This is a genomic window from Nitratireductor basaltis (assembly GCF_000733725.1).
Lineage (GTDB): Bacteria > Pseudomonadota > Alphaproteobacteria > Rhizobiales > Rhizobiaceae > Chelativorans > Chelativorans basaltis.
Genome location: NZ_JMQM01000001.1, coordinates 1,943,429 through 1,967,966, shown reverse-complemented (window position 1 = coordinate 1,967,966; position 24,538 = coordinate 1,943,429). Strand labels below are relative to the sequence as shown.

Sequence of the window (24,538 nt, the reverse complement as noted above, 5' to 3'; positions counted from 1 at the left end):
GGAGGAGATCATGGCTAGCACCATGAAGGGGGCAGGCATCTTCCTGGCCCAGTTTGCGGGCGATGAAGCGCCGTTCAACACATTGCCATCCATTGCCAAATGGGCCGCAGGCCACGGCTATGGCGGCATCCAGATCCCGGCCTGGGACGGGCGGTTGTTTGATCTGGAAAAGGCGGCCAGTTCCAAGGATTATTGCGACGAGGTGAAGGGCATCTGCGCTGAAGCCGGTGTGGAAGTGACCGAGCTTTCGACACATCTGCTTGGCCAGCTTGTTGCCGTTCACCCGGCCTATGATGTGCCATTTGATGGTTTTGCACCGGAGAAGGTGCACAACAATCCGAAGGCCCGGCAGGAATGGGCGGTTCAGCAGATGCTGCACGCCGCCAAGGCTTCACGAAATATGGGGCTGGACGTATCGGTATCTTTCACCGGCGCGCTTGCTTTCCCCTATCTCTACCCATGGCCACAGCGCCCCGAAGGCCTGATCGACGAAGCCTTCACCGAACTTGCAAAACGCTGGAAGCCCATTCTCGACGCTTACGAGAGTGAAGGCGTTGATGTCGCCTATGAGTTGCATCCGGGTGAAGACGTGTTTGACGGCGCGACATTCGAGATGTTTCTCGAAAAGCTCGATGGTCACAAGCGCTGCACGATCAATTACGACCCCTCGCATTTCCTGCTGCAGCAGCTCGATTATCTGGCCTTCATCGACATCTATCACGAGCGCATCAAGGCCTTCCATGTGAAGGATGCGGAGTTCAATCCGGATGGGCGACAGGGTGTCTATTCCGGCTATCAGGGCTGGATGAACCGGGCCGGCCGCTTCCGCTCTCTTGGCGACGGTCAGGTCGATTTCACCGGCATCTTCTCCAAGCTCGCGCAGTATGACTATGACGGCTGGGCCGTGCTCGAATGGGAGTGTTGCCTGAAGCACCCCGAAGACGGTGCGGCAGAAGGCGCGCCCTTCATCGAAAATCACATCATCCGCGTGACCGAAAAAGCATTCGACGATTTCGCCGGTGGTTCCACCGACCGCGCGAAGCTGCGTGCCATGCTTGGCATCGGGGAGGGCTGACATGGTCTCTGCAGGCAAACAGGACGACATGACCACGCCCATCCGGCTTGGAATGGTCGGCGGCGGGCAGGGTGCCTTCATCGGCGGCGTGCACCGCATGGCCTCGCGGCTGGACGGTCATTACCAACTCGTCGCCGGCGCGCTCTCATCCAATCGGGAGAGGGCCAAGGCTTCCGCGGCGGAACTCGGCCTTTCGCCCGACCGCTCCTATGGCAGTTTCGAGGAAATGGCCAAGGCCGAAAGCGCGCGGGAAGATGGTATCGAGGCCGTCTCCATCGTCACGCCGAACCATATGCATTTTCCCGCAGCCAAGGCCTTTCTTGAAGCGGGCATCCATGTCATCTGCGACAAGCCGATGACTTCCAATCTGGACGACGCCAATACGCTGGCCGAGATCGCGGAAAAGAGCGGGTGCCTGTTCGTGCTCACGCACAACTATTCCGGCTATCCGATGATCCGGCAGGCCCGCCAGATGGTGGTGGATGGTGTGCTCGGCGAGATCACGCTGATACAGGCGGAATATCCGCAGGACTGGCTGACCGAGCCGATAGAGGCGGAAGGACAGAAGCAGGCTTCCTGGCGCACCGACCCCAAGCAGTCGGGCGCAGGCGGCGCCATTGGCGATATCGGCACCCATGCCTATCAGCTCGGCTCTTTTGTCTCCGGACTGAAAGCCGAGAGCGTGGCCGCCGACCTCGATCATTTCGTGGACGGCCGAAAGCTCGACGACAACGCCCATGTCATGCTGCGTTACGGCGAAAGGAATGGCCGTCGCGCCAAGGGTATGATCTGGGTCAGTCAGGTCGCCCCCGGCAACGAAAACGGGCTGAAGCTGCGCATCTATGGCACGAAGGGCGGGCTCGAATGGGAGCAGGAGAACCCGAACTATCTCCATTACACGCCATTCGGTGAGCCAACGCGTATCCTCACGCGCGGCGGACCGGGAACGGGAGAGGCGGCAGCAAGCGTGACCCGCATCCCGCCGGGCCATCCAGAAGGCTATCTCGAAGCCTTCGCCACGCTCTATACGGAAGCCGCAGGCGCTATTCGCGCAATGCGTGGTGGCGGCAGCAGGCCCGAACGTTTGCATCTGCCGGATGTTTCCGATGGCGTGGACGGGCTGCGCTTCGTCGAGGCATGCGTGAAGTCTTCGCAGGCCGACGCCGCCTGGACACGACTGGACAGTCTTTAAGGTCTGGCATGACGGGCGGCGGCGCTTGACGCCGCCGCCGCTCTGCCGCACATCTCCTTTCCGGATTTGGAGGGGATGGCAGTGGCAGTCGAAATTTCACGCTTCGCGGAACATGAAGGCAAGGACGTGCTTCAGGCCGTCATCGAGAGCGAAAGCGGCACGCGCATTTCAGTGCTGAGCTACGGCGCGCTCATTCGCGACTGGCAGGTGCCCGTTGCAGGTGGAATGCGCTCCGTCGTGCTGGGCTTCGAGGAATTCGAACACTATCCCGCCCATAGCCGCTATTTCGGTGCCATCGCCGGGCGTGTCGCCAACCGCGTCGCCGGTGGCCGGTTCACGCTCAATGGACGCGAATACCAGCTCGATCAGAACCAGGGCGATAATCATCTGCATGGCGGAAGTGCCGGTATCGGCAAGCAGATCTGGCTCATGGAGCCGCTGGCCGAAAACGGTGTTCGCCTGACCTATACGAGCGCGGATGGCGAGATGGGCTATCCCGGAAGCCTTGATATCGTTGTCGAATATCGGCTCGACGGGAACCGCCTGCGCATCGAGTTCGAGGCGATGGCGAGCGAGGCGACCCCCGTCAATCTCGTGCAGCACAACTATTTCAACCTGATGGGAGGGGGCGATGTTCTCGACCATCGCCTCTTCCTGCGCGCCAATGCCTATACGCCGGTTGACGAGACCTTGATTCCGACCGGCGAAATCACGCCTGTCTCAAACAGGAAATTCGACTTCCGCAATCCACGCGTGATGCGCGATGCAGCCGGAATCGCGCAGGAGTTCGACCACAATCTCGTGCTTGATACCGGCCGCACGGCAGAGGATCCCGCCGTCATTCTCGTCGCACCCGACGACAGTCTCACCCTGAAACTCTTCACGGATCAGCCGGGTCTGCAACTCTATAACGGGTCAAAACTCGACGTGCCGGTGCCGGGCCTGAATGGCGTGCGCTACGGACGTCACGCCGGGCTTTGCCTCGAGGATCAGAAATTCCCCGATGCAGTGAACAATCCGCATTTTCCGAACACGATCGTGACGCCCGATGCGCCTTATCGCCACTGGTGCGAGATCGAGATCGCGTGAGGAATCCGCTCAGCCCTTGGCGAAGACCACCGTCTTGCGTCCATTGAGCATGACGCGGCTTTCCAGATGCAGTTTCACCGCACGGGCCAGTACGCGTGATTCGATGTCGCGGCCGGTGTGAACGAGGTCTTCCACGCTCATCGCATGGGTTACCCGTTCCGTCTCCTGCTCGATGATCGGGCCTTCGTCGAGATCGGCAGTCACGTAATGCGCGGTTGCGCCAATAACCTTCACGCCTCGCTCGAATGCCTGCTGATAGGGACGCGCGCCCTTGAAGCTTGGCAGGAAGGAGTGGTGGATGTTGATGACGCGCCCGAACAGCCTGTTTGAGAGATTATCGGATAGCACCTGCATGTAGCGGGCGAGCACGACGAGGTCGGCACCAGTCTCTTCGACCAGATCGAGAAGCTTGGCTTCCTGCTCCGCCTTGTTTGCCTTCGTGACCGGCCAGTAGTGATAGGGAATGCCCTCTATCTCTGCAGTGCGACGGGAATCTTCATGGTTTGAAACGATAGCGACGACCTCCGCATCAAGCCAACCGACCCGGATCTGGTAGAGCAGGTGCAAGAGCGCGTGGTCGAAGCGGGAAACCATTGCCACGATCTTCGGCTTGCGGCTGCGATCGATCAGCGCCGTTTCCATATTGAACTCGGAGACGACCGGGGCCAGTTCTTCCTCGATTCCGGAAGCGGCAGCCTCAGCAGGCGCTGTGAATGAGATGCGCATGAAGAACCGATTGGTCTGGCGATCCCAGAACTGGTTTGATTCCGCGATATTCGCCCCAAGACCCGCCAGTCGTGCTGTAACAGCAGCAACGATACCGGGGCGATCTTCGCAGGACAGGGTGATATCGAAATACTTCATGAGCGCTTCAGCTTCTGCAGATGGTGGAAACCCACGCGCTTTTTGCAGATGAATGTGATTTGCGCAAACCGGCTCTTCTCGATCCGGTACTCAGCCATGAATATACAAAAATAATACAAGGCATTACATCTCGTCTCTTGACAGAACGGGAAATTCAAACAACTGTTTCAATCATGGGTTTTGATAGCGACAGCCCCTCGGGCACCAGCCAGCCTTCACCGCGCGACCGTATTCTTGACGCGGCAGAGCGTACTTTTGCCGAGCACGGCATAGAGCAGGCGTCGCTGCGCCAGATCACCACTGCAGCGGATGTGAATATCGCTGCGGTGAACTACTATTACGGCTCGAAGGAACAACTGGTTTTCGCCGTACTCGACCGAATGGCGGAGAGGATCAACAGCCGCCGCCACATGCTTCTCGATGAGGCGGAAGCTCGCATGCAGGCGGGCGGGAAAGCGATCACGCTCGAAGAGGTGATTGATATCTTCATCGAGCCCTATGCCAGCCCCGGCACGCGCGAATACGGTCATTTGCTGCTGAAGCTGATCCTGAACAGCCGCACGACCCCCAACGAGGTCACCAACCAGCTTCTGTCCAAGCATTTCAACCCGTTTGCCGAGCGCATCATCCGGACGCTGAAACAGGTGGTGCCGAATCTCGATGAAGCCGATCTGGCGTGGCGCTACTTCTTCATGATCGGGGCGGTGCTTCTGGGTGTGTCTGATGCTGGTGGCGTCGGGCGGATTCAGTATGTCACGCGCGAGCAGGTGTCGCCCGACAACATGGACAAGCTGATGCAGCAGCTGAAGGCCTTCCTTCTGGGAGGGTTTCGAGAGGCTGCCGGCACGAGGAAAACCTAGGCGCGAAACAGCTTCCAGCAAGCTTTGTTCCGCGTGGCGAGAGGAAGAGCGGCAACACTTGGAACAGGTATGCCCGGAGCAGAGACATGGAACTCGTTCTTTACAACAGTGCCCACTCTACCTGCAGTCAGAAAGTGCGTCTCGTTCTGGAGGAAAAGGGGCTTCACTATCAGGACATCCAGATTTCGTCCGGGTCCGATGATCTTCCCACCAGCCTCGATTATTCGGCCCCGGTAACAAGCATGGTGCCGACCCTGGTCCACGGGTCAAACCGGATCGCAGGTTCATCCTCCATTGCCGAATATCTGGACGAGGTTTTCCCGGAGCCGCCATTGGTTCCATGGCGTCCGGATGAACGCGCCAGGATGCGCAGCTGGCTGCGCTTCGTTGAAAATCTGGTCATGCCTGCTGTGCAATATCCCTCTGCGCAGCGCGTCTTCAATGCACCTGCAGAGGCTGCACGGGCGTCGACGGTTCTGCGTGGAGAATTGCAGCCATCGCGCGGTGCCTTCATGGCGCGGATGCGTGGGCGCTCCATCCGCGCGGAGGAAATCGAATTCGCCCTGGCTGAATTGCGCTGCGCGGTGCAGCAGCTTGATCTTGCTTTGTCCGATGGCCGTGAGTGGATCATGGGTGGTCGCGTGACCCTGGCCGATCTGTTCATGGCGCCCTCGCTTGATCGCGCTGAAGATCTAGGGCTCGACCTCCTTGACGATCCGTCCCACCAATATGCGCGTGAATGGTTCCAGAGGATGCGCAGGCGCCCCTCATACCACGCGGCATTCTACCCCGGCAGCAGGCTCTCGGAGCTCATAGGTCCCGCGCCGACCCCGGGAAATCCCGGTGCTGCACCCGGAAGCATGTATATCTGACGCGCATTTGTGAGGATGCATCTCTAGTTGCGACAGCTTTTCAAGCGAAATCGTACGGTTATCGCCCGCTGGCGCTTGCCGTTCCGCTTCAAATCGACTTGAAAGAGGCGGAATTGAAGGTGGAGCCGCCGCCTTGCCAGAAGGGAGAAGTCAATGACCAGTCCGCGTATCGTATGCATGGGCGAGCCGCTCATCGAGTTCAACCAGGTCGACGATTCGGGACGCTACCTTTTCGGCCACGGCGGTGACACGTCCAACTGCGCGATAGCAGCCGCACGGGCAGGCGCTGATGTCGGTTACTTCACCGCGCTGGGCGACGACGAATTCGGCGACAGCATCACCAGGCTCTGGGCGGACAACAATGTCGACGCCTCACGGGTGTTGCGCAAGTCGGACGCCCATACAGGCGTCTATTTCGTCAGCCACGGCAAGAACGGTCATGTCTTCTCATATCTGCGCGCAGGTTCTGCCTCCAGCCGCGTCACGCCGGCAGACCTGCCGCGCGATTATATCGCCGGTGCGGAGATCCTGCATATGTCGGGCATTTCCATGGCCATCAGCACAAGTGCAGCGGACGCCGTTCTTGAAGCCATCTCGATCGCGCGCGAAAACGGAACGCTTGTCTCCTTCGACACGAATCTGCGGCTCAAGCTCTGGCCGCTTGAACGCGCCCGCGCGATGACGGGTGCGGCGATGGCGATGACGGACATTGCCTTGCCGGGACTGGAGGATGCCGAGCAACTGACCGGTCTGAGCGATCCGGATGCGATCGCGGATCACTATCTCAAGGACGGCGCGAAGGTGGTTGCGCTGACGCTTGGTGCCGAAGGCTGCCTGATCGCCACCCCCGATGAGCGACGCAAGGTGCCCGGCATCCGCGTGAATGCAGTCGATGCGACCGGTGCCGGTGACACCTTCGACGGCAACTTCCTGGCGGAATATCTTCGCGTTCAGGATCCGTTCAAGGCTGCACGCTACGCCAATGCCGCCGCAGCGCTTTCAACACAGGGCTTTGGTGCTGTGGCACCCATGCCCATGCGCGATGATGTTTTGAAGGCGCTGGGAGAGGAAGCGGCCTGAGCAGGCCTCTTTCCCGCAATCAGGCCCATTCGGCCTCTTCCTGATAGACCCGCGGCTTGTCATCGCGGGAAAACAGCACACATGGCCCGCTCGAGCCTCGGGGGTCATAGCCAAAGCCCTTGGAAACCAGAGCTCGCGTGATATCGCGGATGCCGTCCAGCCCGTAGAGATGGTCGTGAAGCTCGAGGAAGATCCGCTCCACGCCCGGCAACTCGGCCTTGGAAAGCAGATCGCGCTCAGCACCTTCGATATCCATGACAAGGACATTGATGTCGTGGCGCGCGATGAAGGCATCGATATCCTGAGACGCAAGCTCGATGACGCGCAAATACGGTCCCTGCTGTTCGTCCATCGAGGACATCCAGAGGTCGCTGCGAATATAGAACTTCAGCTCCTGCGCCGCCCCGGCGGTAAGGACGCCCTGGGACAGCGATACATTCTCGATCTGATTTGCGTTTAACACCCTGCGTGCAAGCGCTGCTGTCAGCGGATTGGCTTCGAACGCCCAGACATGCACATTGTCCACCCGCGCGATCAGCGCCGTCACGATGCCGACACCACTTCCAAGCTCCAGCACGCGGTCGTCAGGCTGGACGCATTTGGCGATCCAGCGCGCTTCCTTTGCCTCATAGCTTCCGGAGACAAGCGCCTCCCAGATGACCGGCGATACTTCAGAAGGTTCGATCGGAACCAATACGCCATGAACAGTAAGCGTCACCGCTTGCATCCCCCTCATGCAATTTCAGGCTGCTGATTCCACCATGCTACAGCATATTTGACCTGTTGGGTGAGCCGGCAAGCGACAAGCTGAACCTGATTGCGGGGCGATGATGGGACAAACTGCGCAATGGTAACATCATGTGAACGTTCCCATGCAACGATGTTGGAAATACTGTCGTCGGCCTGACCGGCAACACGTTCAGCGGGAGCGGTGAAATGGGAATGTTTCTGCCAACAGGGCGCCGTGTTCAAGCACTGGCGATGGCTCTATTTGCTGTTGCCGCCAGTCAGGCCTATTCACAGGACGCGACCCTGTCCAAGCCAGAAGGCAAGACCATTCTCACCATCGAGGGTGAGATCTCCGTCACAAATTCCGGCAGCGAAGCGGTTTTTGACCGCGCCATGCTGGAAGAGCTGGGCGTAAAGACGGTAAAGACGACTACGCCCTGGTATGATGGTGACGTCACTTTCGAAGGTGTGCCGATGCGCGTCTTGCTGGAACGCGTCGGTTCAGAAGGCGAGGAGCTTGTCGCTCGCGCACTCAATGACTACAGCACCGTGATCCCGATCAGCGACTTCTACGACCATGACGTCATTCTCGCGCTCAAGCGAGATGGCGAGTACATGGAGATCAGCGACAAGGGGCCGCTCTTCATCGTCTATCCCTATGATGGTGAGAACCTTCACAGCCAGCAATATTATGCCCGCTCAGCCTGGCAAGTCGCACGCCTGGTCGTTCGCTGAAGGCTGACTCGATGAAGAGCTCAGGCCCTTCCAGAAGCCGAGTTTCGGCGGTGTTTCGGTACCTCAAGGGTGGTCTCATCGCGACCACCCTGGCCTTTGCTGTCGCTGCTGGTTACCTGTCGCTCCTGATATTCCAGCAGCAAAAGCCGCTCAGCCACGTCTCGCGTTACGATGTGGCCTGGAGCGCCAGCCAGGGCGTCAACGAGTTCATCCGCCTCTATCAGCGTATCACCGCATTCCAGAACATGCGCACGCAGGAGCGTATCGAAGACATTCAGCTGCGCTATGAGATCCTGAAGGGGCGGGTAAATGTCTTTGAAAGCGGCTTTTTCGCGGACTTCACGGCTGGTGAGAGTTTCCGCGAAGACGTGATCGTGCGCGTTGCCAAAGCCGTTGAAGAGATGGAAGGGCTTGTCGCTGATCTGGACGAGCCGGGCCATGCCTCTGCCATCATGGCGCTCATGGCCCCGCTCGAGCCTGATCTGATCAGACTGTCTTCGGAAGCAGCCTATTTCACCAGCGTGAAAATCTCGGAATATGAGCAGGACCTGCTCCAGGTGCACCGCACCTTCATGGCCACGGCGCTGGGCTTCATTCTGTTCGGCCTCGCCCTGGCGGCCGTGCTTGCATTTCAGAACCGCACCCTGGCCAAAACGCAGTCGCGTTTGACTGACGCCAACAAGGATCTGAAGCGTGCTGCGACCGATCTTGCCCATATGGCGCGTCATGATCTTCTGACCGGACTGCCCAACCGTCGTCTTCTGCGCGAATTTCTCGAGGACGGCGTGATCGAGGGCGACCGCGTGGCGCAGGACACGACGGTGATGTGCCTCGACCTCGATGACTTCAAGCATGTCAATGACACGCTGGGACATCCCGTGGGCGACGCACTGCTCCAGGAAGTCGCGAGCCGCATCAAGAAATCCGTCGATGACAAGGGCATCATCGCGCGTCTGGGCGGCGACGAATTCATCGTCGTCCTGAAAGACCTGGATGTCGAAGCGTCTTCGGTCCTCGCTGAAGAACTCATCGAATCGATCAGCTGGCCCTACATGATCGATGGCCATGACGTGGCGATTGGTGTCAGCGTCGGGCTTGCACAGACCAAAAGTAACGAGGCCGACTGGGACACGCTGCTCAGCAGTGCCGATTCCGCGCTGTACAGCGCAAAGGCGGCAGGGCGTGGAAGCTACCGCTTCTTCGAACCGGAAATGGACGTGCGTCTGCAAAGAAAACGTCTGCTCGAGCTTGCGCTGCGTACCGCTGATTACGAAAAGGATTTCGCGCTGCACTACCAGCCGATCGTGAACCTCAACTCGAAGAAGATCACGACGATGGAAGTGCTGCTGCGTTGGCCGCATACGCCCTTGGGCAATGTCCCGCCCGATGAATTCATCCCCCTTGCCGAGCAGACCGGCGTGATCGTTTCGCTCGGTGCCTGGCTCTTGAAGAAGGCCTGCAAGACCGCCAGCCGCCTGCCGTCATCGGTGAATATCGCCGTCAACGTTTCGGCCGTGCAGTTCCAGCGGTCCGATATCGTGGACACCGTGACCAAGGTGCTCAGGGAAACCGGGCTGGAGCCGCATCGTCTTGAGCTGGAAGTTACCGAGACGCTGTTGCTGGAAGAGAATTCCGACGTACATCGCGCTCTGCGCAAGCTGCGCGCACTCGGCATCCGGGTCTCGCTGGACGACTTTGGTACCGGCTACTCCTCGCTTGCCTATTTGCGCAAGTTCACCTTCGACAAGATCAAGATCGACCGCTCCTTCCTGACGGACATGGAATCGAACCCGGCCCATCGCGCCATCATCGACGCGATCATCGGCTTGACCGATGCGCTGGGCGTCGTGTCAGTCGCCGAAGGTGTCGAGACATGGGATCAGCTGCAGCTCGTGGGTGATAGCGGCTGTGACGAGGCGCAAGGCTATCTCTTCAGCAAGCCGGTCCCCGAAAGCGAGATGCTGCGGCTTTTCGGAAACCGCACCTGGACGCAACGCGTCGCCTGATGAGGCGACGCGCAGGCGCGATCAGCAGACGCTTTCGAACCGCTCCACGCAAGTCCGAAGCACTTCGTCCCCGGACTTCTTCCACCAGTTGTCCCGGGAGAAGATTTCCACTTCCTGCGGGCCGTGAAAGCCTGCCTGTTCGATCATGCGGCGAATGGCCGGCAGATCGATGACGCCGTCACCCATCATGCCGCGATCCAGAAGCAAGTCCTGGGTCGGTACCAGCCAGTCGCAGATATGATGTGCGAGGATCGCGTCCATCTGTCCTGCACGCGCGATCTGCTCCTCAAGCTGCGGATCCCACCAGACATGATAGACATCGATCGCGACGCCAATGCCTGAGCCGAGTTCCACACAGATGTCCAGCGCCTGGCCCAGCGTGTTCACGCAGGCGCGGTCGGCGGCATACATCGGGTGCAGCGGTTCGATGGCGAGCGGCATGTTGTTCTCGCGCGCATAAGGCAGAATGGCAGCGATCCCGTCCGTCACCATCTTGCGCGCCTCGACAATGTCTTTCGAGGAGCCGGGCAGACCGCCAACGACGAGAACGAGGCAGTCTGCGTTGAGCGCGACCGCTTCGTCGATTGCACGCTTGTTGTCGTCGATATTGGCCTGCAGTCCCGCCTTGTCCACCGCGGGAAACATGCCGCCGCGACATAGACCTGTCACCTGAAGGTCGTTCTCCTTCACGATGCGTGCGGCCTCGGCAAGACCGATCTCCGCGATCTGATCGCGCCAGGGCGCAATGGCTGTGATACCGTGGCGCAGACAGCCTTCGACGGCGTCCTTGAAGCCCCAGCTTCCGCGCGTTGTGGCGAGGTTTATGGATAGTCGGCCCTTCAGGCTCATATTGCTGTTTCCTCCCGTTTCATCGATTCCATTGCGGCCCAATAGGGCTCCACGGACGCGCCCAGCCCGGTGGCCGCGCCAACGCTTTTCAGCGAGATGCGTCCGTCGCGAATATCAAGCTGCAGGCTCTGGCCAAGCGGCCGATAAAGATCGCCATGCGCCTGCGCCCATTGCCGCAGTTCCGTTTCGGGAACACCTGGCATGCCGCGCACGAAGTGATGACCGTTGCGCTCCACATGCTCGGTTCCGATAAGACCGGCCAGGGCAAGATCCTGCTGCAGGCCAAGGCCTGCCTGTGTGGTCAAATCTTCCGCCGACATGAAGAACAGTTTGCGCCCGGCTGCATTGTTCCAGAGTTCGACCCGCGCGCGATTCAACAATGCGCGGTAGAAACCCTTGCAGGATTTCGAGGAAACTCCGGAATAGCCAAGCGCCTTGCCCCGCACAAAGGCATCCATGGAAGCGTCCGACTCGTCGACTTCCACGGATATGCGCGTGGCCAGTTTTCCGATGGGAGCCTCAAGCGCCCTTGCACGTGCGATCGGCTGTTCGAGGAAGACGATGTGTTCGCGCAGCTTTGCGAGCCGTGCATTGCGCTCCAGTCCGTCCAACAGCTCCAGCACATGATCTTCGTCGCGATACTGCTCATTGCCGTCAAGCGTGGCGCGGTAATCCGGCTGCTCGCGTTCGAGTATTGCGGCAACGCGTTCCAGCCGCGCCAGGTCTGCTTCGACATCTCCGCCGATTTTCAGCTTGAACCAGCGGTGACCATAGGCGGCGATTACCTGCGCCAATGTCTGCGGCAGACCATCATCGAGTTGTTGCTCAAGGTCTGATGCGTCCAGCGCATCACCTAGACCTACCGTGTGCCGCACCGCGATGTCTGCGTGGATCCGACGTCGTGAGAGAAAAGTGTCCAGGGGGAAGCCGGCCAGATCAGGAGCGGTGCGCGCATCAATTCCAAGCAGGTTCTTCTGCACAACCCGTTCGACAGGCAATCCGACATGGCGGCAGATGCCGTCAATGATGGCCCTGTCTACCAGCGCCAGTCCGAAAGAGGCGATCAGGCCACCAAGGCCTTCGCTTTCGCAGGCTGCATGGAGTTCTGCTTCGACGGCTGTGTGCAGGTCGAACGCCGTGCCGCTGCCCGCATTCAGACAAGCCTGCATGGCAAGGTGCAGTGAGCGGCGAAGCTGTTCGGCATTGTCCTGCGGAGACAGTGCCGGGTTCTTGTCGAACCATTTCGGCATCATCATCTCCGCGGACCAACCCCGCGCGACGCCACCCGCCTCGTCGACAAGCCGCACCCGAACAAAGGCCTGGCGCGCCGATTTCACTTCGGCCGCACCAAACCGAAAGGCAAAGCGGAAAGGGACGTCCCGCTCGAAGAGTTCTGCTTCAACAACGCGGATGCGTGGGCAGGACGTCATTTTGCTCTCCCCTGTTCAGCGGCTGGCGCAGCCTAGCCTTGCTCCACACCGCGCACGGCCATCAGGGCACGCATGCGCTCAACCGCAAGGTCGGGTTGAAGCAGGACACGCGCATCATCGGCAAGGCGGAACAACTCCGCCAGATGCTGGGTGGTCCGCGTCGATTCCTGGCCGCCGATCATGGTGAAATGGTCCTGCAGGCCGTTCAGCCATGCAAGGAACACCACGCCCGTCTTGTAGAAGCGGGTAGGGGCCTTGAAGATGTGACGCGAGAGGGGCACCGTCGGGTCGAGCAGGTCGAAGAACTTTTTCTCCTCACCCTTTCCAAGTGCTTCCAACGCGGAGGACGCGACAGGCGCGATGGCATCGAAAATGCCCAGAAGCGCATCGGAATGGCCTTCCGCGTCGCCCGAGATCAGTTCCGCATAGTTGAAGTCATCGCCGGTATACATGCGCACCGACTGGGGCAGCTTGCGGCGCATCGTGATTTCCTTTTCCTTGGAGAGAAGCGAAATCTTGATGCCGTCGACCTTGTCTTCATTGGCCGCAATCACGCCAAGCGCCACATCCATGGCGGCCATATGGTCGTTTTCGCCCCAATAGCCTTCCAAGGCCGGATCGAACATCTCGCCCAGCCAATGGATGATGACCGGCTCCTTCACCTGGGAAAGAATGCGGTCATAGACGCGGGCATAGTCGTCCGGACTTTTTGCCGCTGCCGCCAGCGCGCGGCTGGCCATGAGGATGATGCGTCCGCCATGGGCTTCCACCGCCTCGATCTGTTCCTCATAGGCCGCGATGATCTGGTCGATCGTCACATCGGGGCCGGGTGCGAGATGGTCGGTTCCCGCACCGCAGGCGATCACAGCGCCGGGACGTGACCTGGCTTCCTTGAGCGCTCGCTCAATAAGCTCGCGTGCTTCCGGCCAGCCAAGGCCCATGCCGCGCTGTGCGGTGTCCATGGCCTCGGCCACGCCAAGGCCAAGGTCCCAGAGGTGATGGCGGAAGGCCAGCGTCCGCTCCCAGTCGATCGCCGGGTTCACCCAAGGATCATTGTTGGCAAGCGGGTCGGCCACCACATGGGCGGCGGCATAGGCGATGCGGCTGAAACCAGCCGCATCACGCTTTTCCAGTTGAACCGGCGTGTTTTTCAGCCTGTAGGCCGAAACACTGCCGTCGGGATTGGGAAGGTTCAGCATTGTTGCCGCTCCCTTAGAATTTCAGTTCAGGAACATCGAGCCAGCGGCGCTCTTCCCAGGATTTGAGGCCGAGCTCGGCAAGCTGGACACCGCGCGCGCCCGCTTCCAGACCGAATTCCCAGGGCGCGTCTTCGGCGACATGGCGCAGGAACTCTTCCCACTGAACCTTGAAGCCGTTGTCGGCAGGCCAGTTGTCCGGCACTTCCTCCCAGTCGTCGAAAAAGTCCATGGTCTGCGGCTGGTCGGGGTTCCAGACCGGCTTTGGCGTGTTCACGCGGTGCTGGGTCCAGCATTTGTGCAGACCGGCAACGGCGGAGCCATGCGTGCCATCCACCTGGAAGGTGACGAGATCGTCACGGCGCACCCGCACTGCCCAGCTTGAATTGACCTGCGCAATGATGCCGCCTTCCAGCTCGAAGGTTGCATAGGCCGCATCGTCGGCATCGGCCTTGTAGGTCTTCCCGTTTTCGTCAACGCGCGTCGGGATATGCGTTGCGCCAAGGCAGGAGACGGATTTGACCGGTGCGAAAGTGTGGTCGAGCACATAGCGCCAGTGGCACAGCATATCGATGATGATGCCGCCGCCATCCTCCTTGCGGTAGTTCCAGGACGGACGCTGTGCCTTCTGCCAGTCGCCTTCGAAGACCCAGTAGCCGAACTCGCCGCGCACCGAGAGGATTTCGCCGAAAAAGCCGCTGTCGCGCAGCATCTTCAGCTTCATGAGGCCCGGCAGATAGAGCTTGTCCTGCACGACGCCGTGCTTGAGACCGGAAGCGCGCGCCTTCTTGGCAATATCAATGGCGATTTCCAGATCATCCGAAGTCGGCTTTTCGCAATAGACATGCTTGCCCGCAGCCAGCGCCTTCTCAAGCAGACCGGCGCGGATTTTCGTGGCGCCTGCATCGAAGAAAATCTCGTCTTCCGGATTGGCCAGTGCGCCGTCCAGATCGTCGGAATAGCGGGCAACGCCGTGTTTCTCCGCGACCGCCTTCACCTTTTCCAGATTGCGCCCGACAAGGATCGGGTCGACCTGCAGCGTATCGCCATTGGAGAGCTGAACACCGCCCTGATCGCGGATCGCAAGCACTGAACGCACCAGATGCTGGTTATAGCCCATGCGCCCGGTAATGCCGTGCATGATGATGCCTATACGACGTGTGGCCAATGTTTCCTCCCTTGGCAATATGTAACTAACCAGTTACTTATTTGATGCTTGTGCTGCCTGTCAAGCGATGATCTGACTGATTGCGTGGATACGGGCAGGAGATGTGTGTGACGGGAGGGATTTCATGAAACTGGCAATTTGCAACGAGGTGCTGCAGCCCATGCCTTTGGCGGAGCAATGTGCTTTCGCCAAATCGCTTGGCTATGACGGGCTCGAGATCGCCCCCATGACGCTGGCACAGAATCCGTTGGCGCTCACTTCGGCTGAGTTGCACGAGATTCGCAGGACAGTTGAAGGGGAAGGGCTGGAAGTCACAAGCCTCCACTACATCACCTTGGCGCCGCCCGGCATCAACATTACCGCGCTTGATGAAGAGACAGTGTCATTCACCCGCGATTCGCTGCTGCGTCTGGTCGATCTGGCTGAGGCACTTGGTGCCAAAGTGATGGTCCACGGATCGCCGCAACAGCGCCGTATCGATGTTAACCCCCCAGCACAGCGCGCACAGGCCATTCAGCACTTCAAGGCTGCCGGTGAGCACGCACGAAAGGCGGGGATTGCCTATTGTATCGAGGCGATCAACAGCAGGGAATGCAACTTCATCAACCGCATCGAAGATGCCCGGTCCATCGTGGAGGAGGCCGACAGCGAAGGGCTGCAGCTGATGCTCGATGTGAGCCATGCCTCCCAGGAAGAGCCCGAAGGGCTTTGTAGGGTCGCGCAGCATCTGTTGAGCCAGAACAGGCTCGCTCATGTGCAGCTCAACGCCATAAACCGGCAAGGGCCCGGTCAATCTGATGATCCGGCAAAACGGGACGCGATCCCTCCGTTTCTCCGGGTTTTGAAGGCGGGTGGCTATACGGGCGCATTGGCCATGGAGCCGTTCGAATATCGCCCCGATGGACGCGCGTCAGCCGCCCGGGCAATCGGCTATGTCCTAGGTGTCCTCGACGCTCTGGCATGATCTGCAATAAAAGAACTAACCAGTTACTTACTTGACAGTCGCGCCGACTGGTCGCACAGTTGAGGCATCGTCGGGGCCTGAAGGAGGGGTTCCGGGGAGAGATATCTTCAGGGAGGAAGACATGGGTCTCATGACCAAAGCCGCGCTTGCTGCGGCTGTATCTGCTTATGCGATTTCTGCTGCACCGGCGCTTGCCCAGGAGTGGCAGCCGGACCGTCCGATCAACATTATCGTGCCATGGGGCGCTGGCGGTTCGACCGACCAGGTGACCCGCGTCACCGCACCGATCATCTCCGAGGCGCTCGGCCAGCCGATCGTTGTCGTCAACCAGCCCGGCGCATCCGGTGCTGTCGGCACGCAGGAAGTGCTCAATGCACCGAAGGATGGCTACACCTGGACGGCGAATGCCATCGCCAACAACGCGACTTACACGGTGACGGGCCTCATCCCCGACACGAAAATCGACGACTGGCACATCTATCTGTCGGTCGCCAATGTTCCCGTCGTATCCGTTCCCGCAGACAGCGAGTTCAAGGACTTCAACGAACTTCTGGCAGCTTTCAAGGAGCGCGGTACGGAGATTACAGTCGGCACCGCTGGCGTGACGTCGTCCGGCGGCATGGCGATTGCCGGCCTGGGTCACGAGGGCGACTTCGAATATCGCATGGTTGCCTATGATGGCGGCGGACCTGCTGCAATCGCCACTGCATCCGGCGAGGCAATGGTCACCACACAGCTTGCCGTCGAGCAGGCCGAACTGATCCGTGGTGGCCGTCTGCGTGCTCTTGCTGTTCTGTCCGACCAGCCGCTGCAGATCGAGGGTGCCGATCCGATCCCGCCCATCACCGATTTCCTGCCGGACTTCCCGATCGCAGCCGATTATTTCGGCATCTTCATTCCCAACGGCGTTCCGGAGGAAGTGGTCACGACCATGAACCGCATCTGGGAAGAGAAGGTCATGAATTCCGACGCTCTTCGCGAATATGCGGAGAAGAACGGCGCGGTCTTCGCTCCGTCCTATGGTGAGGAGGCACGCAAGCGCGCCATGCCGGTTGTGATCGAGGAAGCCTGCTCGGCAGAAGAGCGCGGCACCATGGTCAATGACCCCTCAACCATTGGCATCGATTGCGACACCAAGAGCGAAATGTAAGGCTTAGGGCCTGCTGAGAACTGGAGCCGACATCTCTACGCAGATGTCGGCTTCTGCGTCCGGGGAGGGACGACGATGAGCGATATGGCACCGGAAGAACCACTGGTCGAACGTCGGATGAACCGTGCCGACCTGCTGACGGGCATTGTGTTCACTCTGCTTGGATCGGCTATCGCCTATTGGTCGTGGATCATGCCGCGACTGGAAGTGCGCGGCATTCACCCTGCTACCGTTCCGGGTCTGGTTCCTGGACTGCTCGGATTGGCTTTGGCTCTGTGCGGCGCGGTTTTGGCATGGCGTGCCGTGGCAAACAGCCAGGGCGCACGATTCGCCGATTTCTTCTCCGTCTTCAAGGAGCCTGAAGCCGGGCGCTTCCTGATCGTCGTCGCGCTCGCACTGATTTATGCGCTGGTTCTGGTGGGGCTTATCCCGTTCTGGCTTGCGACCGCGCTCTTCGTCTTCAGCTTCATATTCGTTTTCGAGACATGGGCCTCAACAAATCCGAAGCCGCTCCCGCGTGCCGCATTGTGGGCGCTGGTGCAGGCCGTGATCGTGGCCGGTCTTGTGACGGTCGTTTTCGAAGACGGCTTCCTCGTTCGCCTGCCATAGCCGGAGCAATTGCAAATGTTTGAAGGTTTCACACTGCTCGGCGCCGGTATCGCGCATTTCATGACGCCCGAGGGACTGTTCAACCTCGCCTGGGCAAGCCTGCTGGGCGTCGTGATCGGCGCGCTGCCGGGACTGACGGCAACAATGGGTGTCGCTCTTCTCGTCACGCTTACCTACAAGATGCCGCCGGACCAGGCGATCCTGTGTCTCATGGCGCTCTATGTGGGCGCAATCTATGGCGGCAGCCGCTCTGCTATCCTGCTGGCCATCCCTGGCACACCTGCGAGTGCCGCGACCACTCTCGACGGCTATCCGCTGGCCCGCGCGGGCAAGGCCGGCATGGCCATGGGGATTGCCACCACCTCCTCCGCGCTTGGAACATTGGTGGGCATAGCATTCCTCTCGCTCATCGCCCCGCTTCTGGCGGAGTTCGCCCTGCGCTTCGGTTCCTATGAGTTCTTCTGGCTTGCGCTGTTCGGTGTGCTGATTTCCGGCCGCCTTACCGCCATTGACGACCCGCTCAAGGGATATGTCGCGGGTATTCTGGGCCTCTTGGTGGCCATGATCGGCATGGAAGGCCTGCACGCTTTCCAGCGTTTCACCTTCGGCATTCCCAGCCTCGGCGGTGGTGTCGACCTGATCCCCGCCATGGTTGGCGCTTTCGGCTTCGCCGAAATCCTGGGCGTGATGAAGGACCGGATCACGCCGAAACTCGTCACCAGTGACGATCGGGTTCTTCCACGCCTGAGCGACCTTACCCGCTATTGGCGCACCACCATCCGATCCGGCATTATCGGAACCATCGCCGGTATCATTCCCGGCGTCGGCGAAGACATCGGCTCCTGGGCCTCCTACGCCGCAGCCCGGCGCAAGAGCAAGGAAGCAGACCAGTTCGGCAAGGGGTCCGTGGAAGGTCTGGTCGCAGCCGAGACAGGCAATTCGGCCGTGATCCCCGGTGCCATGATCCCGACCCTGACACTGGCACTGCCCGGTTCGGCATCCGCCGCCGTCCTGATCGCAGCCATGTTCATCCACGGCATCAGGCCGGGCCCCATGCTGATGCAGGAAAACCCGCAATTCCTCTATCAGATCGTCGGCATACTGCTTCTGTCCACGATTGCGATCACCATTTATGGCCTGTCGCTCACCAAGCTGCTCGTGCGCGTGCTTCTGGTGCCGCGCGAGAAGCTGATGCCTGTCGTCTATGTTCTTTGCGTCGTCGGCTCCTTCGCCATCACGCAGCGCATGTTCGACGTCTATGTGATGGTGGCATTCGGCCTGATCGGCTTCGTGTTGCGCCAGATGCGCTATCCCATGGCACCGCTCGTTCTTGGTATCATCCTGGGTGATCTGCTGGACGTCAATCTGCGCAGGGGACTGCTGATTTCAGATGGCGATGTCACGCCTTTCTTCACCCGCCCGATCAGTGCGGTTCTGTTCGCGGTGATCATGATCACGGTTCTCATGAGCATGCCGGCGGTAAATCGGGGAGTGGCAAATGTCTTCAAGCGTTTCAGCCCGAACGGCGCCAGCTGAACGGCGGCGAAAGCCTCGGGCGAGGGTGCGCGATGCCGCGCGCACCCAAAGCAGCATTCTGGCCGCTGCGCGGGCAGAATTTGCCGAGAAGGGGCTGGAAGGCGCGCGCATTGATGCGATCGCCGATCGCGCCGAGACCAACAAGCGCATGCTCTATCATTATTTCGGCAACAAGGACGCGCTGTACTGCGCGGTTCTGTCGGAAGCCTATCGCGAGATCCGTGAGGGCGAACAGGCGTTGGAACTCGACCAATATGAGCCGGTGGAGGCGGTGGAACGTTTGGTCCGCTTCACCCTTCGCCATTTCCGCCAATGCCCCTGGTTCATCGCCATCCTGACCAACGAGAACCTGCTGCAGGCGCGCTATCTGCGCACCCTGCCGGAAATGCACGGCCTTCATTCGCCCCTGGTCGATCAGTTGCGCAAGCTGATCACGCGTGGCCGCAGGTCGGGTGTGTTTCGCGATGATGTCGACCCGGTGCAGCTTTACATTTCCATCGCCGCACTCGGCTATTTCTACTTCTCGAACAACGCCACCCTGTCGGTGATTTTCGAGAAGGACCTGGCGCAGGAAACCGAGGTGAGGCAGCGTGAAGACCATGCCGTCGAAATGGTCCTCGATCACCTGCGCATCAAAGCCTGACGCTGGCCAGCACCGTTTCGACCATGCGCGTTTCCCATTGGGACAGTTCTTCTTCCCGGGACAGTTCACGACCGAATATCGCCGACAAGGTATGCCGGTTCGACAGGTAGAAATATCCAAGGCCTGCAATGGTCAGATAGACATGCACCGGGTCTATGCCGGGCCGAAAGATGCCTTCCTCGCGCCCCCGCTTCAGGACGTCCTCCAACTCGCTCACGAAATGCGAATGCATGTCCGTAATGCGCTGCGAGCCCTTGAGATGCTCGGCCTTGCACAGATTTTCCGTGTTCAGGAGGCTGATGAACTCAGGATGTTCGAGAAAATAATGCCAGGTGAAGCGTGTCAGCTCCGACAGGGCGGCAACGGGCGGCTTGTGAGCAATATCCAGCTCCCGCTCGGCCAAGCGGATGGAGGCATAGGCCGCTTCAAGTACCGCAACATATAACCCGGTCTTGTCGCCGAAATAGTGGTAGAGCATGCGCTTGTTTGTGCCCGCACGCTCGGCAATCGTGTCGACCCGCGCGCCAGCAATGCCCTTCTCGGCAAACTCCGCCGTCGCCGCCTCCAGGATCAGCGCCTGCGTCCGCTCCGGATCCCGCGTCGCCCTGCGCCGGCCCTTTTCGCTTTCCAAAACCCTCTCACGCCCCACGCGAGGCCCTCCCGCTGACTGTCGTCGGAGCGTTATAAGGGAGAAGGCAATTGGATGCACGGGCGCTTTTGAAGTGTAAAAGGGCACCTGCGTCGCCGGGAAAAGCGATCGCATGATTGCGGCACAGCCAAGCCGCACCGATGCGGCCTCGATCGTCTGGAGCGCATCGCCAATGGGAGTTCGGACACTCTGCATGCCTTCGGCTTCGAACTTCGCAAGCCGGTCATTTTGAAAAATTGTGCATTGCACGCGCTCGAGAACTGCGCAAAGTGGCCATATGGGTGAAGGGCTGCCGTCAGTGCTGATCATTGATGAGAACGCAACCCGCGCTTCGATCATCGAGGCGGGGCTGGCGGCTGCCGGGCACAACCAGGTGACAGTGATAAACGAGATGCGCGGCATAGCGGCCAAGATTGCGCTGCATGAGCCGGATGTGATCGTCATTGATCTGGAGAACCCGAACCGGGACATGCTCGAAAGCATCTTCCAGCTGTCACGCGCTGTGAAGCGACCGATTGCGATGTTTGTCGACCGCTCCGACAAGGAAGCCATGCAATCGGCGATTGACGCGGGCGTCTCAGCCTATGTCGTGGACGGTTTGCGGCAGGAGCGCGTCAAGAGCATTCTCGACATGGCGATCAGCCGCTTCAACGCGTTCTCCCGTTTGGAGCGGGAACTCGAGGAAGCCCGCGGAGCACTCGAGCAACGCAAGGTGATCGACCAGGCAAAAGGGCTGATCATGAAGTCGCGCGGGGTCGATGAAGACACCGCCTACAAACTGCTGCGCAAGGCAGCAATGAACGGAAACCGCAAGATCGTGGATGTGGCGGAAAGCCTCGTCATGTCGGCGCGGTTGCTTGGGGACGAGGGCAGCTAGATGATCACGGAACTCAGTGCCGGGTTTCTGCCCCTGACCGACAGTGCCATCCTGATTGCCGCGAAGGAACGTGGCTTTGCCGAAGCCGAGGGCATCGCGCTCAATCTGGTGCGCGAAACTTCCTGGGCCAATATTCGTGACAAGCTTGCGGTGGGCCAGTTCGAGATTTCCCATGCTCTGGCACCGATGCCCATCGCCGCCAATTTGGGGCTGACGCCCTTCGACACGCGGCTCATCGCGCCGATGGCGCTTGGTTTGGGCGGCAATGCGATCACTGTCAGCAATGCGCTGCTGGCTCGGATGCAGGAGGGCAGCGGGTTTAGTGGGCTGGATGCCGCAGTGGCGGGACGGGCCCTTGCCGATGTCGTTGCGGAAGGCAGATCAAGCGGCGAAAAACCGCTGCAATTCGGTGTCGTCCATCCTTTCTCCGGACATAACTTCGAATTGCGCTACTGGCTCAGCGCCTCCGGGATCAACCCCGACCGCGATATCGAGATCGTCATCCTGCCGCCGTCGCTTATGGCCGATGCGCTGGCATCGGGTCAGATCGACGGCTATTGCGTCGGCGAACCCTGGAATTCGGTGGGTGTGGCCCGGGGCGCCGGGCAGATCATCACCACCAAATCCTCGATCTGGGCTTCAAGTCCTGAAAAGGTGCTGGCGGTACGGGAAGACTGGGCGGGTGAGAATACCGAAACACTTCACGCCCTCCTGCGCGCGCTCTATCGCGCGGCCGAGTGGTGCGGCCAGTCCGCAAACCACTTCGAACTGGCGTCGCTTCTTGGCTCTTCTTCCTATCTCGACCAACCTGTCGAGTTCATCCTGCCGGCGCTTGACGGCTCCATTTTAGGAATGTCTGCACCCAATGAGGGGCGGGATTTCTTTCAGCCGCATGCCCGTGCTGCAACCTTCCCCTGGCAGAGCCATGCCTTGTGGTTCTATTCCCAGATGGTGCGCTGTGGCTATGTCGGCCATTCTGCAGAACATGCGGAAATGGTGCGCAAGAGCTACCGACCGGACATCTACCGCGCTGCATTGACCGGGATTGACGTTCCCGTGCCGTCTGCAAACTCCAAGGTGGAAGGGGCGTTGAGGGAGACGACTGCTGTCGGTGCCTCCTCCCAATTCCTGTATCTCGGCCCGGACGGGTTCTTCGACGGAACGATCTTCGATCCCGACGGGCTGGATGCCTATATCGCACGTCAGGCAGACTGAACTGTCCGGTGAAACAGGGCAGGTTGGCTGTTTTTTAGTCTTTGCCCTATCTGATTTGCATAATATGTGCGCAGAAAATAAATCTGCTCGTAAATTGAGCAGAAAAGCAAGTGCATGATATCAAACGAAAAAAGAATTTTTTCTGAAAGTGGCATGCCCGTTGCATGGCTTGGAGTAGCTTTACAAGGCTGACATAGGGTCCAACGAGGGATCTATCTAGGCAACGCCGCCAAATCGAAGTTTTCCGCATCCTTCCGCGGGGACTCTCGATTTGGCGGCTTTTTTTTATCGCGGTCACACACACGGCCGCCAGAGGAGACAGGGAGTGATCATGAATTTCACACGGCGTACCGCCCTTGCACTAAGCACGCTCGCCCTGGCGTCCGCGAGCATGCTGACACCCGGCCAGGCCGAGATGCTCGACGTCGAGAAGGACGAGTTGAAATTCGGTTTCATCAAGCTCACGGACATGGCGCCCTTGGCCATCGCCTATGAGAAGGGCTACTTCGAGGACGAGGGCCTGTTCGTCACGCTTGAGCCGCAAGCCAACTGGAAGGTGCTGCTCGATCGTGTCATCACGGGAGAGCTTGATGGTGCTCATATGCTGGCGGGCCAGCCGCTTGCTGCGACCATCGGCTTCGGCACCAAGGCGCACATCGTCACCCCGTTTTCCATGGATCTCAACGGCAACGGCATCACCGTGTCGAACGAGGTATGGGAGCTGATGAAGCCGCACCTTGAAAAAGGGCCCGACGGCAAGCCGGTGCATCCGATCAAGGCCGATGCGCTGAAAAAGGTTGTCGACGGGTTCAAGGCGCAGGGCCGCCCGTTCAACATGGGCATGGTGTTCCCGGTCTCCACCCACAATTATGAACTGCGCTACTGGCTTGCATCGGGCGGCATCCATCCCGGCTACTATTCGCCATCGGATGTTTCCGGCCAGATCGGCGCCGATGCGCTTCTGTCGGTGACGCCTCCGCCGCAAATGCCGGCCACGCTGGAGGCAGGCACGATCGACGGCTATTGCGTCGGCGAACCGTGGAACCAGGCCGCCGTGTTCAAGGGCATCGGCGTGCCGGTGATCACCGACTACGAAATCTGGAAGAACAACCCGGAAAAGGTCTTCGGTCTGACCAAGGAGTTTACCGAGGAGAATCCCAACACCACGCTCGCGCTCACGAAGGCGCTGATCCGCGCGGCAAAATGGCTTGACGAGAACGACAATGCCAACCGGGCAGAAGCCGTCGAGATCCTGGCGCGTTCGGAATATGTAGGTGCCGATGCCGAAGTGATCGCCAACTCGATGACCGGCACGTTCGAATACGAGAAGGGCGACAAGCGCGCGGTGCCGGACTTCAACGTCTTCTACCGCTACTACGCCACCTATCCCTATTATTCCGACGCGGTCTGGTATCTGACCCAGATGCGCCGCTGGGGCCAGATCCCGGAGGCCAAGTCGGATGAGTGGTTCCACGAGACTGCCAAGTCGGTCTACCTGCCGGACATCTATCTGAAAGCTGCCCGCATGCTGGTCGACGAAGGCCATGTGGCCGAAGCCGACTTCCCCTGGGACACGGACGGCTACCGCGCGCCTACACCTGCCGCCGACATCATTGATGGCATCGCCTATGACGGCAAGGCGCCAAACGACTATCTCGACAGCCTGACCATCGGTCTCAAGGGCGAGGAAGTCGTAGGCGGCTGAGGCCTGCAGCAACCATGCGGAGCGCCCTGCGGGGCACTCCACCCC

At 59.9% G+C, this 24,538-nt stretch carries 23 protein-coding genes; 16 read left to right on the top strand and 7 right to left on the bottom strand.

The window, feature by feature from the left end; genetic code table 11:
• Nucleotides 1-10: 10 nt before the first annotated feature.
• The 3 genes from EL18_RS09480 to EL18_RS09470 all read left to right on the top strand — a co-directional run bounded on the left by EL18_RS09480 (nt 11) and on the right by EL18_RS09470 (nt 3,356).
• The gene (locus EL18_RS09480) at nt 11-1,075 is read left to right on the top strand and encodes a sugar phosphate isomerase/epimerase family protein (protein ID WP_036482235.1); all 1,065 of its coding nucleotides are present in this window, start codon (nt 11-13) and stop codon (nt 1,073-1,075) included.
• Between the two features lies 1 nt (nt 1,076).
• Nucleotides 1,077-2,267, top strand: a complete 1,191-nt coding sequence (locus tag EL18_RS09475) for a Gfo/Idh/MocA family protein (RefSeq protein WP_036482232.1) — start codon at nt 1,077-1,079, stop codon at nt 2,265-2,267.
• Nucleotides 2,268-2,348: 81 nt separating this feature from the next.
• Entirely contained in the window at nt 2,349-3,356 is a 1,008-nt protein-coding gene (locus EL18_RS09470) for an aldose epimerase family protein (protein WP_244444545.1), read from the top strand.
• Between the two features lie 9 nt (nt 3,357-3,365).
• Here the strand turns inward: EL18_RS09470 and purU are convergent, their stop codons facing one another.
• On the bottom strand, nt 3,366-4,220 hold the full coding sequence (gene purU / locus EL18_RS09465) for a formyltetrahydrofolate deformylase (protein ID WP_051913975.1): 855 nt from the start codon (nt 4,218-4,220) through the stop codon (nt 3,366-3,368).
• Between the two features lie 173 nt (nt 4,221-4,393).
• Here purU and EL18_RS17315 point away from each other — a divergent pair, with 173 nt between their 5' ends.
• The 3 genes from EL18_RS17315 (at nt 4,394) to EL18_RS09450 (ending at nt 7,032) form a co-directional block, all read left to right on the top strand.
• Nucleotides 4,394-5,080: a TetR/AcrR family transcriptional regulator gene (locus EL18_RS17315; protein WP_051913971.1), complete on the top strand. Its 687-nt coding sequence runs from the start codon at nt 4,394-4,396 to the stop codon at nt 5,078-5,080.
• An 86-nt stretch (nt 5,081-5,166) separates the two neighbouring features.
• Complete coding sequence (locus EL18_RS17310) at nt 5,167-5,952, top strand: glutathione S-transferase family protein (protein WP_051913969.1); 786 nt, start codon at nt 5,167-5,169, stop codon at nt 5,950-5,952.
• 153 nt (nt 5,953-6,105) lie between these two features.
• The gene (locus EL18_RS09450) at nt 6,106-7,032 is read left to right on the top strand and encodes a sugar kinase (RefSeq protein ID WP_036482226.1); all 927 of its coding nucleotides are present in this window, start codon (nt 6,106-6,108) and stop codon (nt 7,030-7,032) included.
• Nucleotides 7,033-7,051: 19 nt separating this feature from the next.
• Here the strand turns inward: EL18_RS09450 and EL18_RS09445 are convergent, their stop codons facing one another.
• Nucleotides 7,052-7,750 (bottom strand): FkbM family methyltransferase, encoded by a 699-nt coding sequence (locus EL18_RS09445; RefSeq protein WP_425277138.1) that lies wholly within the window; start codon nt 7,748-7,750, stop codon nt 7,052-7,054.
• Between the two features lie 224 nt (nt 7,751-7,974).
• Between EL18_RS09445 and EL18_RS09440 the strand changes: the two genes are divergently transcribed.
• Nucleotides 7,975-8,496, top strand: a complete 522-nt coding sequence (locus EL18_RS09440) for a putative pterin-binding protein (protein WP_081871139.1) — start codon at nt 7,975-7,977, stop codon at nt 8,494-8,496.
• A 50-nt stretch (nt 8,497-8,546) separates the two neighbouring features.
• Nucleotides 8,547-10,502, top strand: a complete 1,956-nt coding sequence (locus EL18_RS09435) for a putative bifunctional diguanylate cyclase/phosphodiesterase (RefSeq protein ID WP_036482220.1) — start codon at nt 8,547-8,549, stop codon at nt 10,500-10,502.
• A 21-nt stretch (nt 10,503-10,523) separates the two neighbouring features.
• On the opposite strand, the gene EL18_RS09430 is transcribed toward EL18_RS09435, so the two are convergent.
• From EL18_RS09430 to EL18_RS09415, 4 genes are read right to left on the bottom strand one after another with little or no spacing between them, the layout of a single operon-like run.
• On the bottom strand, nt 10,524-11,351 hold the full coding sequence (locus tag EL18_RS09430) for a sugar phosphate isomerase/epimerase family protein (protein ID WP_036482217.1): 828 nt from the start codon (nt 11,349-11,351) through the stop codon (nt 10,524-10,526).
• Nucleotides 11,348-12,781, bottom strand: a complete 1,434-nt coding sequence (locus tag EL18_RS09425) for an enolase C-terminal domain-like protein (RefSeq protein ID WP_036482214.1) — start codon at nt 12,779-12,781, stop codon at nt 11,348-11,350. Before EL18_RS09425 ends, EL18_RS09430 begins: the two co-directional genes overlap by 4 nt.
• Nucleotides 12,782-12,813: 32 nt before the next feature.
• A complete protein-coding gene (locus EL18_RS09420) occupies nt 12,814-13,980 on the bottom strand; it encodes a dihydrodipicolinate synthase family protein (RefSeq protein ID WP_036482211.1) in 1,167 nt (388 codons plus the stop codon).
• Between the two features lie 13 nt (nt 13,981-13,993).
• Nucleotides 13,994-15,118, bottom strand: a complete 1,125-nt coding sequence (locus EL18_RS09415) for a Gfo/Idh/MocA family protein (protein ID WP_036482208.1) — start codon at nt 15,116-15,118, stop codon at nt 13,994-13,996.
• A gap of 151 nt (nt 15,119-15,269) precedes the next feature.
• On the opposite strand from EL18_RS09415, the gene EL18_RS09410 reads away from it, so the two are divergent.
• The 5 genes from EL18_RS09410 (at nt 15,270) to EL18_RS09390 (ending at nt 20,047) form a co-directional block, all read left to right on the top strand.
• A complete protein-coding gene (locus EL18_RS09410; protein ID WP_036482205.1) occupies nt 15,270-16,109 on the top strand; it encodes a sugar phosphate isomerase/epimerase family protein in 840 nt (279 codons plus the stop codon).
• Nucleotides 16,110-16,230: 121 nt separating this feature from the next.
• Nucleotides 16,231-17,259, top strand: coding sequence for a Bug family tripartite tricarboxylate transporter substrate binding protein (locus EL18_RS09405; RefSeq protein ID WP_051913965.1), 1,029 nt, complete (start codon nt 16,231-16,233; stop codon nt 17,257-17,259).
• A 75-nt stretch (nt 17,260-17,334) separates the two neighbouring features.
• Nucleotides 17,335-17,868, top strand: a complete 534-nt coding sequence (locus EL18_RS09400) for a tripartite tricarboxylate transporter TctB family protein (protein ID WP_036482202.1) — start codon at nt 17,335-17,337, stop codon at nt 17,866-17,868.
• 15 nt (nt 17,869-17,883) lie between these two features.
• Nucleotides 17,884-19,404 carry a tripartite tricarboxylate transporter permease gene (locus EL18_RS09395; RefSeq protein ID WP_036482200.1) on the top strand — a complete coding sequence of 507 codons (1,521 nt, stop codon included), beginning with the start codon at nt 17,884-17,886 and terminating at the stop codon, nt 19,402-19,404.
• Nucleotides 19,367-20,047 carry a TetR/AcrR family transcriptional regulator gene (locus tag EL18_RS09390; RefSeq protein ID WP_036482197.1) on the top strand — a complete coding sequence of 227 codons (681 nt, stop codon included), beginning with the start codon at nt 19,367-19,369 and terminating at the stop codon, nt 20,045-20,047. Before EL18_RS09395 ends, EL18_RS09390 begins: the two co-directional genes overlap by 38 nt.
• Here the strand turns inward: EL18_RS09390 and EL18_RS09385 are convergent.
• Complete coding sequence (locus EL18_RS09385; protein ID WP_051914191.1) at nt 20,037-20,696, bottom strand: TetR/AcrR family transcriptional regulator; 660 nt, start codon at nt 20,694-20,696, stop codon at nt 20,037-20,039. The genes EL18_RS09390 and EL18_RS09385 overlap by 11 nt on opposite strands.
• Before the next feature lie 277 nt (nt 20,697-20,973).
• Between EL18_RS09385 and EL18_RS09380 the strand changes: the two genes are divergently transcribed.
• The 3 genes from EL18_RS09380 to EL18_RS09370 all read left to right on the top strand — a co-directional run bounded on the left by EL18_RS09380 (nt 20,974) and on the right by EL18_RS09370 (nt 24,493).
• A complete protein-coding gene (locus tag EL18_RS09380) occupies nt 20,974-21,573 on the top strand; it encodes an ANTAR domain-containing response regulator (RefSeq protein ID WP_036482195.1) in 600 nt (199 codons plus the stop codon).
• A complete protein-coding gene (locus EL18_RS09375) occupies nt 21,574-22,788 on the top strand; it encodes a CmpA/NrtA family ABC transporter substrate-binding protein (RefSeq protein WP_036482192.1) in 1,215 nt (404 codons plus the stop codon).
• Between the two features lie 331 nt (nt 22,789-23,119).
• Nucleotides 23,120-24,493 carry a CmpA/NrtA family ABC transporter substrate-binding protein gene (locus tag EL18_RS09370; RefSeq protein ID WP_036482189.1) on the top strand — a complete coding sequence of 458 codons (1,374 nt, stop codon included), beginning with the start codon at nt 23,120-23,122 and terminating at the stop codon, nt 24,491-24,493.
• Nucleotides 24,494-24,538: the final 45 nt, after the last annotated feature.